This is a genomic window from Streptomyces sp. SID5643 (assembly GCF_009872555.1).
Taxonomy (GTDB): domain Bacteria; phylum Actinomycetota; class Actinomycetes; order Streptomycetales; family Streptomycetaceae; genus Streptomyces; species Streptomyces iakyrus.
In genome coordinates this window covers 1-15,688 of the sequence record NZ_WWIC01000054.1, presented here as the reverse complement: position 1 = coordinate 15,688, position 15,688 = coordinate 1, and the positions used below count along the sequence as shown (strand labels likewise).

General features: G+C 71.9%; 15 protein-coding genes and 2 pseudogenes. 5 read left to right on the top strand and 12 right to left on the bottom strand.

The features are described 5' to 3' along the window. Positions 1–213 (bottom strand): annotated as a pseudogene (locus GTY56_RS07100) (hypothetical protein); the annotation flags it as partial. 94 nt (positions 214–307) lie between these two features. Continuing rightward, positions 308–1,156, bottom strand: a complete 849-nt coding sequence (locus GTY56_RS07095) for an MqnA/MqnD/SBP family protein (RefSeq protein ID WP_161363607.1) — start codon at positions 1,154–1,156, stop codon at positions 308–310. Positions 1,157–1,478: 322 nt separating this feature from the next. Here GTY56_RS07095 and GTY56_RS07090 point away from each other — a divergent pair, with 322 nt between their 5' ends. The 3 genes from GTY56_RS07090 (at position 1,479) to GTY56_RS07080 (ending at position 2,706) form a co-directional block, all read left to right on the top strand. Continuing rightward, positions 1,479–1,682, top strand: coding sequence for a cold-shock protein (locus GTY56_RS07090; RefSeq protein ID WP_004984723.1), 204 nt, complete (start codon positions 1,479–1,481; stop codon positions 1,680–1,682). Between the two features lie 110 nt (positions 1,683–1,792). Continuing rightward, complete coding sequence (locus tag GTY56_RS07085) at positions 1,793–2,014, top strand: hypothetical protein (protein WP_202509831.1); 222 nt, start codon at positions 1,793–1,795, stop codon at positions 2,012–2,014. Positions 2,015–2,052: 38 nt separating this feature from the next. Beyond that, positions 2,053–2,706: a class I SAM-dependent methyltransferase gene (locus GTY56_RS07080; RefSeq protein WP_161363605.1), complete on the top strand. Its 654-nt coding sequence runs from the start codon at positions 2,053–2,055 to the stop codon at positions 2,704–2,706. A gap of 117 nt (positions 2,707–2,823) precedes the next feature. Here GTY56_RS07080 and kstD read toward each other — a convergent pair whose 3' ends face one another. From kstD to GTY56_RS07060, 4 genes are all read right to left on the bottom strand, one after another. After that, positions 2,824–4,614, bottom strand: coding sequence for a 3-oxosteroid 1-dehydrogenase (gene kstD / locus GTY56_RS07075; protein ID WP_161363603.1), 1,791 nt, complete (start codon positions 4,612–4,614; stop codon positions 2,824–2,826). A gap of 136 nt (positions 4,615–4,750) precedes the next feature. Further along, positions 4,751–5,827 (bottom strand): sugar ABC transporter substrate-binding protein, encoded by a 1,077-nt coding sequence (locus GTY56_RS07070; RefSeq protein WP_161363609.1) that lies wholly within the window; start codon positions 5,825–5,827, stop codon positions 4,751–4,753. 154 nt (positions 5,828–5,981) lie between these two features. Next, positions 5,982–7,901, bottom strand: a complete 1,920-nt coding sequence (locus GTY56_RS07065) for an AMP-dependent synthetase/ligase (protein ID WP_346345433.1) — start codon at positions 7,899–7,901, stop codon at positions 5,982–5,984. Between the two features lie 230 nt (positions 7,902–8,131). Then, positions 8,132–9,415, bottom strand: a complete 1,284-nt coding sequence (locus GTY56_RS07060) for an acetyl-CoA C-acetyltransferase (protein WP_161363599.1) — start codon at positions 9,413–9,415, stop codon at positions 8,132–8,134. 94 nt (positions 9,416–9,509) lie between these two features. On the opposite strand from GTY56_RS07060, the gene GTY56_RS07055 reads away from it, so the two are divergent. Both GTY56_RS07055 and GTY56_RS07050 read left to right on the top strand, forming a co-directional pair. Next, entirely contained in the window at positions 9,510–10,814 is a 1,305-nt protein-coding gene (locus GTY56_RS07055) for a 3-oxoacyl-ACP reductase (RefSeq protein ID WP_161363596.1), read from the top strand. Next, on the top strand, positions 10,814–11,665 hold the full coding sequence (locus GTY56_RS07050; RefSeq protein ID WP_161363594.1) for a MaoC/PaaZ C-terminal domain-containing protein: 852 nt from the start codon (positions 10,814–10,816) through the stop codon (positions 11,663–11,665). Before GTY56_RS07055 ends, GTY56_RS07050 begins: the two co-directional genes overlap by 1 nt. Here GTY56_RS07050 and GTY56_RS07045 read toward each other — a convergent pair. From GTY56_RS07045 to GTY56_RS07025, 6 genes and pseudogenes are all read right to left on the bottom strand, one after another. Then, positions 11,653–12,318, bottom strand: coding sequence for a TetR/AcrR family transcriptional regulator (locus GTY56_RS07045; protein ID WP_161363592.1), 666 nt, complete (start codon positions 12,316–12,318; stop codon positions 11,653–11,655). The two genes, GTY56_RS07050 and GTY56_RS07045, sit on opposite strands and share 13 nt — an antisense overlap. 96 nt (positions 12,319–12,414) lie before the next feature. Continuing rightward, a complete protein-coding gene (locus GTY56_RS07040; RefSeq protein WP_161363590.1) occupies positions 12,415–13,725 on the bottom strand; it encodes a cation:dicarboxylate symporter family transporter in 1,311 nt (436 codons plus the stop codon). A gap of 64 nt (positions 13,726–13,789) precedes the next feature. Then, positions 13,790–13,849: pseudogene (locus GTY56_RS41540) on the bottom strand (putative leader peptide); the annotation flags it as partial. A 182-nt stretch (positions 13,850–14,031) separates the two neighbouring features. Then, on the bottom strand, positions 14,032–14,331 hold the full coding sequence (locus GTY56_RS07035) for a DUF4229 domain-containing protein (RefSeq protein ID WP_161363587.1): 300 nt from the start codon (positions 14,329–14,331) through the stop codon (positions 14,032–14,034). A 91-nt stretch (positions 14,332–14,422) separates the two neighbouring features. Next, the gene (locus tag GTY56_RS07030) at positions 14,423–14,947 is read right to left on the bottom strand and encodes a GNAT family N-acetyltransferase (protein ID WP_161363585.1); all 525 of its coding nucleotides are present in this window, start codon (positions 14,945–14,947) and stop codon (positions 14,423–14,425) included. 16 nt (positions 14,948–14,963) lie between these two features. Beyond that, on the bottom strand, positions 14,964–15,614 hold the full coding sequence (locus GTY56_RS07025) for a UdgX family uracil-DNA binding protein (RefSeq protein WP_161363583.1): 651 nt from the start codon (positions 15,612–15,614) through the stop codon (positions 14,964–14,966). Positions 15,615–15,688: the final 74 nt, after the last annotated feature.

Genomic DNA, 15,688 nt, shown 5'->3' with positions numbered 1-15,688 from the left:
GGGGGTCCCCCCTGCTCGAGCGAAGCCGAGAGCTTGGGGGAGTGCCCGGAACTCCTCGTCCAGGGCGAAGTGCGGATGCACGATCTTCACGGCGACCGTACGGCCACCGGCGCTGCGGCCCAGGTAGACCCGGCCCATGCCGCCGGAGCCCAGCCGGCCGAGCAGCCGGTAGGGCCCCACGACGGTGGGTTCGTCGACGTCGAGCGGCCGCATGGGCGTCACCCCTCCCCCGTGGGCAGGCGGGGACGGCTCCGGTCCCGGTACGCCTGCACTCCCCCAGCAGAGTAGTGCGGGAGCGCCGCCCGGCTCACGGCTGGAGCAGGTCCACCTTCACGTCCGCCGGGAAGCCGGTCGTCGGGCCGACCCGCCGGGCGAACTCGGCGACCGCCGCGAGCTGCGGGTCCCCGAAGCGGAAGTCGAGGGTCGTGAAGTAGCGGGCGAGGGTCTCTTCGTCGAAGGCCTCCCAGCGGGCGGCCTGCTCGGCGACCTTGCCGACCTCCTCCAGGGAGAGGTTGCGGGAGTCCAGGAAGGCCGCGTGCACCCGGCGGGTGATCACCGGCTCGCGTTCCAGGTAGTCGCGGCGGGCCGCCCAGACCGCGAAGACGAACGGCAGGCCCGTCCACTCCTTCCACAGCGCGCCCAGGTCGTGCACGGCCAGGCCGAAACGCGGCCCGTCGAGCATGTTCGCGCGCAGCGCCGCGTCGCCGATGAGGACGGCGGCGTCGGCCTCCTGCATCATCAGGCTGAGGTCGGGCGGGCAGGTGTAGTAGTCCGGCTGGACGCCGTAGCGCTCGGCGAGGAGCAGCTGGGCGAGGCGGACGGAGGTGCGGGAGGTCGACCCGAGGGCGACGCGGGCGCCGTCCAGCCGGTCCAGGGGGACCTGCGACACGATCACGCAGGACATGACCGGGCCGTCGCAGCCGACGGCGATGTCGGGGAAGGCGACCAGGTCGTCGGCGTGCCGGAGGAACTCGACGAGGGTGATCGGACCGATGTCGAGTTCGCCCTGCACCAGCTTCTCGCTGAGCTTCTCCGGGGTGTCCTTGGAGAGCTCGAAGTCGAGGAGCGTGCCCGTTCTCGCGAGCCCCCAGTACAGGGGCAGGCAGTTCAGGAACTGGATGTGGCCGACGCGCGGCCGGGTGCGAGGATTGTCCACATCGTGAGGCTAGCCCTCACGGCGTACGGACCGGCGCGCGACCCCGCCACCGGGGTGCGGCCCCCCTGCGGGTGCCCCCCTCCGCCAGTCGGCCGGGGGTTGTTCAAACATTCGGGTGACGTGATCTTGACCCCTATTGCATTCCGGGGGCTGCGTGCTAGGCTCGTCGCAAGTTGCAGTTTGGTTTCCCTTGCAGTACAGAGCCTGCGGAGCATGTGACCGCGGGCTCTCGTCATTCACAGACATATGCACTTGTGCGGAATTCATCTTCACACTTGCTGGTTCTGGAGCAGGGCAACCCTTTTGGGCCCAAGGAGGGCTTATGGCTACCGGAACCGTTAAGTGGTTCAACGCCGAAAAGGGCTTTGGTTTCATCGCCCAGGAGGGCGGCGGCCCCGACGTCTTCGTCCACTACTCCGCGATCAATGCGACCGGATTCCGGTCCCTCGAGGAGAACCAGCAGGTGTCTTTCGACGTCACGCAGGGTCCGAAGGGCCCGCAGGCTGAGAACGTCACGCCGGTCTGATTCGTAGTACCCAAGGAGCCCCGCGCCGCAAGGCGACGGGGCTCCTGCCCTTTCCGGGCCCGGCCGGCCGGTGAATTCCCGGCGAATTCCTGCCGTGGGACGATGGGCGCATGCGGAAAGATCAGGAGAACAGCGGGGAGGCCGGCGGCACGCCCGCCGACACGGCCATGGCCACAGGCCTCTCGGTCGGCCTGTCCCTCGGCACGGCCATAGGGATCGTGCTGGGCATGACCGTCTTCGACGACCTCGCCCTGGGCCTGGCCCTGGGCCTCGGTTTCGGCACGGCGATCGGAGCGGGTGTGGGGATCGGCGCCCGTCGGGGCCGCCCCTGACCACGCCACCCGGGACAGCGCACCTAGGGTCTACGGCCATGGCCGACACCCCTGACTTCGTGACCGAGACCCGCGTGTTCTACGACACCGTGGCCGAGGAGTACGCCGCCGCCTTCAGCGCACTGCGTCCGGGGACGCCCCTGGACCGGGGCGTGCTCCACGGTTTCGCGGGGCTCGTGGGTGCGGGGGGCGAGGTCGCCGACCTGGGGTGCGGGCCCGGGCGGGTGACGGGGTACCTGGCGTCGCAGGGGCTGTCCGTGTTCGGGCTGGACCTGTCGGAGTCGATGCTCGCGATCGCCCGCCGCGAGAACCCGGGCCTGCGGTTCGTGCGGGGTTCCATGCTGGAGCTCGACCTGCCGGACTCCTCGCTCGACGGCGTCGTGTCCTGGTACTCGATCATCCACACCCCTGAGGAGCACCTGCCCGCGCTCTTCGCCGGTTTCCACCGCGTGCTGCGCCCCGGCGGGCACCTGCTCCTCGGCTTCCAGTACGGGGACGAGCCCCGCCGTTACGAGGAGGCCTTCGGACACGACGTGTCCCTGACCTTCCGCCGCGGCCGCCCGGAGCGCATCGCCGCCCTGCTGCGCGGCGCCGGCTTCGCCGTCCGCGCCACGACCGTGCGGGAGCCCGACGAGGCACGGGGCGAGCCGGTCGCCCAGGCGAGCCTCGTGGCCCGCAAGCCGGGGGACTGAACCGCCCGGGGCATCGCCGCAGCCCCACGCGCGACGCCCCGGGTGGCCCCGCGACCGGCCGCGGATGCCCCCAGGCGCACCGCGGCCGGCTCACGCCCGGCCGGTCCCTCCGGACGCCTACGACCGCTGGAGCGCCCCCGCGATGTCCCGCGCCGCGATGTACCCGAAGGTCATCGCCGGGCCGATCGTCGAGCCCGCGCCCGCGTAACTGTGGCCCATCACCGCCGCGCTGGCGTTTCCCGCCGCGTAGAGGCCGGGGATGACCGAGCCGTCCTCGCGCAGGACCCGGGCCCGGGCGTCCATGCGGAGGCCGCCCTTGGTGCCGAGGTCGCCGGGGACGATGCGGAAGGCGTGATACGGAGGGAGCCACAGGGGTGCCAGGCAGGAGTTCGGGAGAACGGACGGGTCGGTGTAGTAGTGGTCGTAGGCGCTGTCGCCCCGGTGGAAGTCGGGGTCCTCGCCCTGGCGTGCCTGGGCGTTGAAGCGGTTCACGCTGGTGCGCAGGGCCGTCGGCGGGACGCCGATGGAGGCCGCCAGGGCGTCCAGGGTCCACTCCTTGTGCGCCGCCCCGGACTCGTACCAGGAGTCGGGGAAGGGCAGCGTCGGCAGGACGTCCTTGAAGAGGTACCGGTTGCGGTAGTTCTGGTCGGTGATCAGCCAGCACGGGATGGCCGGGTCGGTGTCGTGGACGTCGTACATGGTGTGCACGACGTCGCTGTAGGGCGCGGCCTCGTTGACGAAGCGCCGGCCCGAGCCGTTGACCAGCAGCCCGCCGGGCAGGGTGCGTTCGGCGAGGCAGAAGTAGGGCCGGCCGGGGATCGGGATGGCCGGGCCCCACCACGCGTCCTCCATGAGGTCGAGCGCCGCGCCCAGCCGCTCCCCCGCCCGGATGCCGTCGCCGGTGTTCTCCTTCGCCCCGACGGTCCACTCCGTGCCGATGGGCTGCCGCTGGAAGCGTTCCCGCATCGCGGCGTTGTGCTCGAAGCCGCCGGAGCCGACGATCACGCCCCGGCGGGCGCGGACCAGGCCGGGAGCGCCGTCGCGGGTGACGACGGCTCCCGTGACCGCGCCGTTCTCGACGTGCAGGTCCGTCAGGGGTGTGTTCAGCCAGACGGGGACCCCGGCCGAGCGCAGGCCCGCGCGCAGGCCCGCCGCCAGCGCCTGGCCCATCGTCAGGGGCTTCTGGCCGAGCGTCGCCGCCTTCGTGCCGCGGGCGAGGCACTGGGCGGCGACGGCCGCGCCCCGGGCGTTCACGGCGGCCAGGGCGACCCACTTGTAGTCGGCGCTGAAGACGACCATGCCGGCGGGGACGTCCATGTACGGCGGGTTCAGGTGCGCCAGCTCGGGCCCCAGGAGGTTGCCGTCGAGCTGGTCGGGCTCGATGGAGCGGCCGTTCGGCAGACCGCCGGGCAGCTCGGGGTAGTAGTCGCTGTAGCCCTCCATCCAGCGGAACCGCAGCGGGCTGTTCGCCATGACGAAGGAGATCGTCGCCGGGCCGTGGGCGAGGAAGGCACGCTGCCGGTCGGCGGGGACCTCCGGGCCGACGACGGCGGCGAGGTAGGCGGCGGCCTTCGCGGGGGTGTCCGGGACACCGGCCGCGAGGATGACGGAGTTGTTGGGGATCCAGATCCCGGCGCCGGAGCGGGCGGCCGAACCGCCGAAGGTCGGCGCCTTCTCCACGACCACACAGCTCAGGCCCTGGCGCGCGGCGGTCAGCGCGGCGGTCATGCCCGCGGCGCCGGAGCCGACGACGACGACGTCGTACGTGCCGAGCGGGGGTAAGTCGGCTGCCCGGGCGCCCTGTTGTACGCCCGTGGCGACCGCGAGACCGGCGCCGGCGGCGCCGGCCAGCAGTCGTCTTCGGGACGGGCCTTCGGCAGGTGCTGCGGTGTGCGTGCGAGTGGTCATGGCCGCTCCAGCCCGACGAGAACGCGTAAGGGTGGGGAATGTCGCGCGGGGGCCTTGCGAAGTCAAGACCCGTGCGGCCCCCACCCCGCGCCCCGGGCCCGACGCCCCACCCGGCCCGCCCCCGGCGCGTCCGCCGTCATTCGAGGCCGATGGCCGCGCAGTCCGCCCGGTACTTGGAGGTGCAGATGTCCTTCACGGAGTACACGCCGTCCGTGATCACCGTCTCCTTGATGTTGTCCTTGGTGAGGGCGACCACCGGCACGAGCATCGCCGGGATGTTCTTCTGCGCGGGGCTGTCGACGGTCTCCCGGGCCAGCGCGGCGAACTCGATCGAGCGGCCCTGCACCTTGGCCACCGCGATCTTCGCGGCGTTGGTCGCCTCCAGCAGGAAGGACTTGTACACGGTCATGTACTGCTCGCCGGACACGACCCGCTGCACCGCGTCGAGGTTGGCGTCCTGCCCGGTCACCGGTGGCATCTTCGTGGCCCCGGCCTCCTGAAGCGCCTCGATGACGGCGCCCGCCATGCCGTCGTTGGCCGAGTAGACGGCGGCGATGTTGTTCAGCCCGACCGCCTGGATCGCCTCCTTCATGTGCTCCTTGGCGATCGCGGGCTTCCACTCCTTGGTGTCGTACTGCTTGACGATGTTCACCTGCCCCTGGAGCTCGCTCAGCGCTCCGTCCTTGAACCGGGCGGTGTTGGGGTCGCCGGGGTCGCCGTTCATCATCACGACCTTGCTCTTCGCTGCCTTGTCGCCGAGTTCTCCGACGATGGCGCGGCCCTGCACCTGTCCGACGAGTTCGTTGTCGTGGGAGACGTAGGCGTCGATCGGGCCCTCGGCGAGTCGGTCGTAGGCGATGACGGGGATGCCGGCGTCCTTGGCCTTCTGCACGTCCGTGGCGATGGTCTTGGAGTTCAGTGCGTCGACGAGGATGACGTCCACCTTGTCGGCGATCATCTTCTGGAACTGCTCACTCTGTCTGGTGACGCTGGCCTCGGCGTTGGCGTAGCGGACCTTGCCCTGGTTCTCCGTGAGGGACGCGACCTCCTGCTTGATCAGCGGGTAGTCGAACTTCTCGAAGCGTGCCGTGTCCCGGTCGGGCAGCAGCAGGCCCACCGTGATGTCGTTGCCCTTCTTCACGGCGGTGTCGTCACTCCCGCCGTCGCCGCAGGCGGCGAGAGACAGGGCCGATACGGAGACCGCCAGGGCCATGGAGACGTGCCGCACGGCGGCCTGACGGGTGTTGCGCGCTATCACTGGTGGTGCCTTCCGATGGGGGGGGAGCATCGTGACGAGGTGGTCGAAAGCCAACGGGCAGACGCCGTGCGTCGTCAATAAGCACGTGTGAAGAGATCGCAAAGGTGCCTCACCGCGTGTACAGGCTCTCCACTTCCGTCGCGAACGCGCGCAGCACGGCCTCCCGGCGGAGCTTCATCGACGGGGTCAGGTGGCCCGCCTCCTCGGTGAAGTCCTCGGGGAGGATGGCGAAGCGGCGGATGGACTCCGGGCGGGAGACCATCTTGTTGGCCTCGTCGACGGCGCGCTGGAGGACGGCGCGCAGTTCCTCGTCGTCGACCAGGAGAGCGGCGGGGACGGGGTGCTTGCCGTTCATCTGGCGCCAGTGCGTGATGCCGTCCGGGTCGAGGGTGATCAGCGCCGAGACGAAGGGGCGGCCGTCGCCCAGGACGAGGCACTGGGAGATCAGCGGGTGTGAGCGCAGCCAGTTCTCCAGCGGGGCCGGGGCGACGGACTTGCCGCCCGCGGTGATGAGCATCTCCTTCTTGCGGCCGGTGATGGTCAGGTAGCCCTCGTCGTCCAGTTCGCCGAGGTCGCCGGTGGCGAGCCAGCCGTCGGGGGCGGCGGGGACGACGCCCCCGGCCTGCGGGTCCCAGTAGCCGCGCAGCACGTGGTCGCCTCCGACGAGGATCTCGCCGTCCGCGGCGATACGGACGCGGGTGCCGGGCAGCGGCCAGCCGACGGTGCCCAGCCGGGGCTTGAGGGGCGGCGTGACGGTGCTCGCGCCGGTGGTCTCGGTCAGGCCGTAGCCCTCGAAGATCTCGATGCCGGCACCGGCGTAGAAGGCTGCCAGGCGGCTGCCGAGCGGGGAGCCGCCGCAGATGGCGTAGCGGACCCTGCCGCCCATGGCGTTGCGGATGCGGCGGTAGACCAGGGGGTCGTAGAAGGCCCGGGCGGTCCTGAGGGCGCGGGAGGGGCCCGGGCCGGTGCCTGTCTGCTGGGCCTCCAGGGCCTCTCCGTAGCGCTGTGCCACCGCCGCCGCCCGGTCGAACGAGGAGACCCGGCCGCCCGCCTCGGCCTTGGCACGGGCCGAGTTGAAGACCTTCTCCAGCATGTAGGGGATGGCGATCAGGCAGGTCGGCCGGAAGCCGGCCAGGTCCGGGAGCAGCCGGTCGGCCTTGATGCTGGGGGCGTGGCCCAGCCGGACGCGGGCCCGGATGCAGGCGATCGCCACCATGCGGCCGAAGACGTGGGACATCGGCAGGAACAGCAGGACCGAGGCCTCTTCGCTGGTCCTGGCCCGGAAGACGGGGTAGAGCAGCTCGATGGCGTTGTCGACCTCGGCGAAGAAGTTGCCGTGGGTGAGCGCGCAGCCCTTGGGGCGGCCGGTGGTGCCCGAGGTGTAGACGAGGGTGGCGAGGGTGTCGGGGCCGAGCATGCCGCGCCGCACCTCGACCTCCTGGTCGGGCAGGTGCGCGCCGGCTTCCGCGAGCCGGTCCACGTGGCCCTTCTCGACGACCCACAGGTGCTTGAGGTCGGGCAGGCGTTCGCGCTCGGGGCCGAGGGCGGCGGCCTGCGCGGCGCTCTCGGTGACCAGGGCGACCGCACCGGAGTCCTGGAGGATCCAGCGGGCCTGGAAGACGGAGGAGGTGGGGTAGACGGGGACGGTGACGAGTCCGGCCGCCCAGGCGGCGAAGTCCAGGACCGTCCACTCGTAGATCGTGCGGGCCATCACGGCGACCCGGTCGCCGGGCATCAGGCCCTCGGCGACCAGGCCCTTGGCCACGGCCCGCACCTGGTCGGCGAACTGCGTCGCCGTGACGTCGTTCCAGCGCCCGTCGGCGTCCTTGCGGCTGAGCACCACGGCGTCCGGATGCGCGGTCGCGTTGTCGAAGGGCAGGTCGGCGAGCGACCCGTGCGTCCACGGCGGGGCCAGCGGTGGTACGGAGGCCTCCCGTACCGCCCCGTCCATCCGCCGCACCTCGGGTTCGACCAGGACCGGCCCTCCGTACGCGTCGCCGAAGGCGGAGGGGGGATACGCAGTGGACACGGGCGGCTCCTGGGGCGTGCAGCGAAGGACTGCTTGCTGCATGACGTACGTGCCTCGCACGCCGAGGCGCTCAACCGGCGGAACCCCCAGAAAGGGGTTACTGACGGTAGGAACGGGATCGTACGGCGCTCACGTGGCGGGTTTGTGCGAATTCGGGGATGGTCCGGAGCCAGGCCTGTGCAATCTCGGGGGTTACGTGAGGGCCTTTCAGGTTCTGCGGCCCGCGGCGGTCAGGCCCGCTCCAGGATCGCCGTCACCCCCTGTCCGCCCGCCGCGCAGACGGAGATCAGGCCGCGGGCGGGGGCGTCCCGTTCGGCGAGGAGCCCGGCCAGCGTGGCGACGATCCGGGCCCCGGTGGCGGCGAAGGGGTGACCGGTCGCGAGGGAGGAGCCGGCGACGTTGAGGCGGGCGCGGTCCACTGTGCCGAGGCCCCGCTTCTCCCAGGCGGCGAGGGTCGCCAGCACCTGGGAGGCGAACGCCTCGTGGATCTCGACGAGGTCGAAGTCGTCCAGGCCGAGGCCGGACCGCTCCAGCATGCGCGGGACCGCGTACGCGGGCGCCATGAGCAGTCCGTCCTCGCCACCGGCCACGTCGCCGCCCACGAAGTCGACGGCGGCCGTCTCGTACGCGGTGAGGTACGCCAGCGGCTCCAGGCCGCGTTCGCGGGCCCAGTCCTCGCTCGCCAGCAGGACGGTGGCCGCTCCGTCCGTCAGGGGGGTGGAGTTCCCCGCCGTCATCGTCGGGTCGGGATGGTCCAGCCCGAACACCGGCTTCAGGGAGGCGAGTTTCTCCACGGTCGAGCCGGGGCGCAGGTTCTGGTCGCGGGCCAGGCCGCGGAAGGGGACCACCAGGTCCTGGAAGAAGCCGCGTTCGTACGCCGCCGCCAGCCGCCGGTGACTGGTGGCCGCGAGCTGGTCCTGCGCCTCGCGGGGGATGCCCCAGGCGCGGGCGGTGACGGCTGCGTGTTCGCCCATGGACAGGCCGGTGCGCGGCTCGGCGTTGCGCGGGATGTCGGGGACGAGGTGACCCGGGCGCACCTTCGTCAGCGCCTTGAGGCGGGCGCCCGGCGACTTCGCCCGGCGGACCTCCAGCAGGATGCGGCGCAGGGAGTCGTTGACGCCCAGGGGTGCGTCGCTGGCCGTGTCGGCGCCGCCTGCCACGGCCGATTCCGTCTGGCCGAGGGCGATCTTGTTGGCGGCGGCGATGACGGCCTGGAGGCCGGTGCCGCAGGCCTGCTGGATGTCGTAGGCGGGGGTGCTCGGGTGGAGTCCCGAGCCGAGGACGGTCTCGCGGGCGAGGTTGAAGTCGCGGGCGTGCTTGAGCACGGCCCCGGCGACGAACTCACCGACCGCGCCCGGCCCCTGGAGTCCGTACCGCTCGACCAGGCCGTCGAGGGCGGCGGTGAGCATCTGCTGGTTGGAGGCGGTGGCGTAGGGGCCGTCGGAGCGCGCGAAGGGGATGCGCGCTCCGCCGATGACCGCCACGCGCCGCACCGACATCTTCTGGGTGCTCATCTCGACCCGCTCCTCGTCCGTGACGTAGCCTTACCTACGGTAACCTTACTCCAGAGTAAGCAAGTGTGGGCAGTCATCCGAGCTGGGAGTCACCATGGCCGACCGCTATCTGAGCTTCACCGCCTCCGGGCCCGGCCGCTTCCTCACCCGCCGGCTCGGCCTGCCCCAGCCGGCGGCGCTGAGCCGCTGGTCCCCCGAGCGGCCCGCTCTCGACGGCGGCCTTCGTCACCTCACCGCCGGCAGGTCCGGGCTCGACCTGGCCCCGGTCCTGGCCCGCACCGGGATGGGCCCGGCCGGCTCCGGCCGGGCGGCGGCCGTCGTCCTGGACGCGACCGGGGTGCGGGACGTGGAGGCCCTGGCCGAGGTGCATGCCGTCCTGCATCCGGTCGTACGGTCGGTCGCTCCGAGCGGGCGCGTGGTGGTGCTCGGCGCGCCCCTCGACCCGGGCGACCACCACCAGGCCGCGGCCCAGCAGGCCCTGGAGGGGTTCACCCGCTCCCTCGGCAAGGAGATCGGCCGGGGCAGGACGGTGAACCTGGTCCGGCTCACGGACGCGGCCGCCGCGGAGTCCACGCTCCGCTTCCTGCTGTCGCCCAAGTCGGCCTACGTCAGCGGGCAGGTGATCGAGGTGGGAGCACCCCGGGAGACCGCTCCCCCCGACGGGGACCGCCCCCTGACCGGCCGCACCGCGCTGGTCACCGGCGCCGCCCGGGGCATCGGTGAGGCGGTCGCCGAGACCCTCGCGCGGGACGGTGCCCGGGTCGTCGTCCTCGACGTGCCGCAGGCCGAGCAGGACGCCCGGCGGGTCGCCGACCGGCTCGGCGGCACCGCGCTGCTGCTCGACATGACGTCCGCCGACGCGGGCGCGCGGATCGCCGAGGCCCTGCCCGACGGCCTGGACCTGCTGATCCACAACGCGGGCATCACCCGCGACCGGCGCCTGGTGAACATGCCGTCCGAACGCTGGATCTCCGTCCTCGAAGTGAACCTGGCGAGCGTGCTGCGCACCACGGACGCCCTGCTCAAGAACGGGACGCTGAAGCGCGGCGGGCGGATCGTCGCCACCGCCTCGATCGCGGGGCTCGCGGGCAACGCCGGTCAGACCAACTACGGGGCGAGCAAGGCGGGCGTCGTCGGCCTGGTCCGCTCCCTCGCACCGCGCGCGCTGGAAGAGCACGGCGTGACGGTCAACGCGGTCGCACCGGGTTTCATCGAGACGAAGATGACGGCCGCCGTCCCCCTGTTCATCCGTGAGGCGGGCCGCCGGATGAACTCCCTCGCCCAGGGCGGCCTTCCGGTCGATGTCGCCGAGACCACCGCCTGGCTGGCCCACCCGGCCTCGGGCGCGGTCAACGGCCAGGTCGTCCGCGTCTGCGGCCAGAGCCTGCTGGGGGCGTGATGACCGGCCCCGACGCCCTCGTCCTCACCGGGCCCCCCGCCCTCGCCCCGCTCCTGGCCCGCGGCGCTGTGCTCTCCCCCTTCAGACGTCCCCGTTCCGACGCGGAGTTCCCTCGCACCCGGCTCGTCCTGCCCGGCGTGCGCGTCGACCTCGCGCGGCTCGCGGCGTACGAGCGGGTCTGCGGATTCCCCGTCGGGGAGGACGCGCTGCCGGTGACGTATCCGCACGTGCTCGGGTTCCCCCTGGCCATGCGGCTGATGAGCGGCCGTGACTTCCCGCTGCCGCTGCTCGGCCTCGTGCACACGTCGATCACCGTCACCCGGCACGAGCGGATGCCGCCCGACGGCAGCTACGAACTCTCCGTGCACGTCGAGGGGGTGGTCCCGCACCGGCGCGGCACGGAGGCCACGGTCGTCACCGAGGTGCGCCGCGGCGGTGCCGTCGTCTGGGAGTCCGGGAGCACGTACCTGGCCCGGCACCGCACGGACCGGCCGACCGCGGCGCCCCGGGAGCCGGAGGCGCGCACACCGCTGCCGCCGGTCGACGAGTGGCGGCTCGCCGGGGACGTGGGGCGCCGCTACGGGGCCGCCTCCGGGGACCGCAACCCGATCCATCTGCACCCGCTCACGGCTCGCCTGTTCGGCTTCCCCCGGGCCATCGCGCACGGCATGTGGACCGTGGCGCGCTGCCTCGCCGCACACGGTGTCCCCCAGCACTGCCATCTGCGCGCGGAGTTCAGGGCACCGGTCCTGCTGCCCGGGACGGTGACGTACGCCGCGCGGGACGGCCGGTTCGAGCTGCGGGGCCGGGAGGACCGGATCCACGTGACGGGGGAGGTCTATCCGACCTGAGGGCCCGGCGGCTCCTCCGGAGGGACCCAGGGCCGCCCCGCCATGAGGTCGCCGAGCCCGGCCCAGGCGAAGTTCATCAGGGTGGCGGCGGCCTGCCGGGCGGTGACGCCCGGGGTGGCGTTGGCCCAGGCGGCGAGCGACTCGGCGGCGCCGACCAGGGCCTCGGCGAGCCCGGCGACCTCGCGCTCCGGCAGGTCGGGATCGCGGTGGGCCTCGCGGGCCCCGGCGAGGATCAGCTGGGTCACGAACGCGACGATCTCCTCGCGCATCGCGGTGACCTCGGCGGCGAACGGCTCGCCGTGGGTCCTTGCCTGGAGGTGCAGGACCGACCACGCGTCGGGGTTCTCGCCGGTGTGCGCGAAGAAGGCGCCGAGGCCTTCCCACAGTTGCCGGTCGGCCGGCAGGTCCCGGCGGACCCCGGCCCGCACCGCCTCGACGAGGGCCCCCGCCTCCCGGCGGATGCAGGCGGTGAAGAGGTCTTCCTTCGAGTTGAGGTACAGGTACACCAACGGCTTGGACACGCCGGCCAGTTCGGCGATCTCGTCCATCGACGCGGCCATGTAGCCCCGTTGGCCGAAGATCTGCACGGCGGCGTCCAGCATCTGCTGTTCACGGACCGCGCGCGGCATCCGCTTGGTCTTCACGGCACCCATACCGCTTAGCGTACGGGCCCCCTGGAGGGCCTTCGCCCGGTGAACCGGGGAAGGACCGCCCAGGGGGCCCGTTCAGCTCTCGATGCCGGCCGGCCGTCAGGCGGTCGCGGGGACCGGCTCGGCCTTGTCGCGGGGCTCGTCGGCCGGCTCGTCCAGGGAGGAACCGTCGGCCGTGGCGTAGGCGTCGCGGTCGAGCAGGTTCTCGCGGGCGGAGACCAGCACCGGGATCAGCGCCTGCCCGGCGACGTTGGTCGCGGTGCGGATCATGTCCAGGATCGGGTCGATCGCGAGGAGCAGGCCCACGCCCTCCATCGGCAGGCCGAGGGTGGACAGGGTGAGGGTCAGCATGACCGTCGCACCGGTGAGGCCGGCCGTGGCGGCGGAGCCGACCACCGAGACGAACGCGATCAGCAGGTAGTCGCCGACGCCCAGCTGGATGTCGAAGATCTGGGCGACGAAGATCGCGGCGATGGCCGGGTAGATCGCGGCGCAGCCGTCCATCTTGGTCGTCGCGCCGAACGGCACGGCGAAGGAGGCGTACTCCTTCGGCACGCCGAGCCGCTCGGTGACCTTCTGCGTCAGCGGCATGGTGCCGACGGAGGAGCGGGAGACGAACGCCAGCTGGATCGCGGGCCAGGCGCCCTTGAAGAACTGGACCGGGTTGGTCTTGGCGACGGTCGCGAGCAGCGCCGGGTAGACGCCGAACATCACGATGAGGCAGCCGATGTAGATGTCGGCGGTGAACGTCGCGTACTTGCCGATCAGGTCCCAGCCGTAGGTGGCGATGGCGTGGCCGATGAGGCCGATCGTGCCGAGCGGGGCGAGCCGGATGACCCACCACAGCGCCTTCTGGAGCAGGCTGAGCACGGACTCGCTCAGGGTGAGGATCGGCTGGGCCTTCTCGCCGAGCTGGAGTGCGGCGATACCGGCGACGGCGGCCATGAAGACGATCTGCAGCACGTTCAGCTCGGTGAACGGCGTGATGACGTCGGTCGGGACGATGCCGGTCAGGAAGTCGATCCAGGAACCGGTGGTCTCGGGCTTCCCGCCGTCCTTGGGCGTGAGGCCGGTACCGGCGCCCGGGTTGGTGACCAGGCCGATGATCAGGCCGATGCTCACCGCGATCAGCGACGTGATCATGAACCAGAGGAGGGTGCGCGAGGCCAGGCGGGCCGCGTTGTTGACCTTCCGCAGGTTGGTGATCGAGACCAGGATCGCGAAGAAGACGAGCGGGGCGACGGCCAGCTTCAGCAGGCCGATGAAGGTGTCGCCGACCTTCTCCAGGGTCGTGACCAGCCAGGACAGATCCTGGTTGCGGGCGAGCCAGCCGAGGAACACACCCAGGACGAGACCGGCGAGTATCTGGGCCCAGAAGGGCACCTTGAAGAACTTCAGACGTGAGGACACGGACTGACTCCGTTGGGGGACGCGAGGGGCAGCTGACGTGGGAGACGACGGGGGTTGCGTTACGTCAGGGACGACAGAAAGCGGACGCGCACCGACAGAGATCCACGTGCAGCCGCGCCACGAGCGGAGCGCTCAGGGGCGAATGGGGCGCGACTGCTGACTTCATACAGCGACCTTAACACCTGAACTTTGAGGACCCCAAAGCCTGGCTTTGACAGGTGACGACACACACATACCCATACAACGCAAAGCGCCCCGTGTCCGTGCATGTACGGAAACGGGGCGCCGGAACGCGTGTGAGGGACCTTACGAGGTCTGCCCCTGGGCCCGGGCGCCGTCGTCGGCCCCGTCCTCCTGGCTGCGGTTCGCGTCCAGGTTGGCCTTCATCCGGTCGACCCGCTGCGCGACCTGGACCGACGCCCGGTCCCGCTCCTTGCGCAGCGCGACCAGGCTGATCGGCGCGGAGACGATCAGGGCGAGGGCCACGATCCACAGCCCGTTGCTGCTGCCGAGCCCGCGCGGGGCGATGCCGGAGTAGACAGCGCCCCAGACGACCACGAGGCAGCCCACGAAGATCCCGAGGCGCATCAGCGTGTAGCGGAGCATCTCAATCCACTCTTCCGGTTCGAACGGTCGGAACGCACCCAAAGGGGCACCGTCCAGTGAAGCACGCCGAGCGGCCGGTCCCGCACGGGGGTCAGACGAGGGGCAGCAGCATGATGACGTCCTCGCGGTCGTCCCCCGGTGCCACCCGGATCGCCCCGGGGATCCGCCCGACCTCCTTGTAGCCGCAGGCCTCGTAGAACCGCTCAAGGCCGAGTCCGCCCCGGCAGGTCAGCCGGATCGCCTCGATGCCGTCCATCGCCCGGGCCGTGTCCGCGGCGGCGCGCAGCAGTTCCCGCCCCCAGCCCTTGCCCTGGTGCCTCGGGTGCACCATCACGGTGTACAGCCACAGCCAGTGCGTCATCAGGTGGTGCGTGTTGAAGGTCAGGAAGGCGGTCGCCGCGACCCGCCCCTGCTCGTCGTGCCCGACGAGGAGCTTGACCCGGCCGTCCGCCATCGCCGCGAAGTGCTGCACCAGCGCGGGGCGGATCTCCTCCCGCGTCACCGGCGGCACGTACCCGACGGCCCCTCCGGCGTTGGAGACGTCGGTCCACAGATCGAGCAGACCGTCACGCAGCTCGGGGGTGACGGCGGGTTCGAGCGTGAGAGTAAGGGGCATGTCGGAATGGTAGCCCTTACGACAGGGCGTCGGCCGCCACCTTCAGGTCCGACACCAGCCCCCGGTACGCCGCCTCCCGGTCGTCGGACCGCAGCACGGAGGAGGGGTGCACGGTCGGCACCAGCCGCTCCGGACGGCCGTGGATCTCCTCCTCCAGCACCGTCCCGCGCACCTGCGTGACCCGGAACGAGGACCCGAGCAGCGCCTTCCCGGCGGTGGCCCCCAGCACGACGACCAGCTCCGGCTCCACGACCGCGAGCTCCGCGGCCAGCCAGGGCCCGCAGGCGGTCATCTCCCGCAGGTTCGGAGCCTTGTGGATCCGCCGCTTGCGGGGCTCGGCCTGCGCGAACTTGAAGTGCTTCACGGCGTTGGTGACGTAGGCCTCGGCGGGATCGATGCCGGCCTCCTCCAAGGCCCGGTCCAGCAGCTTCCCGGCAGGCCCGACGAACGGCTTCCCCTGCCGGTCCTCCTGGTCCCCGGGCTGCTCCCCCACGAGCATGACCCGGGCGTCCTGGTTCCCGTCCCCGAACACGGTCCGGGTGGCGTCCCGGTGCAAGGGACACCCCCGGCAGTCGGCAGCGGCCTCCCGCAGAGCGGAAAGCCCACCGCGACCAGGAACAAAGGGTTCAGCGGTATAGGCATCCTCAGGTGCCGAGGTCCTGACCATGCCCTCCGGGTACCCACCCAGGGGCGCGGGACCCCATCGATATGCGGCTCCGCCGCGTGGGCGCGACCAGCCCC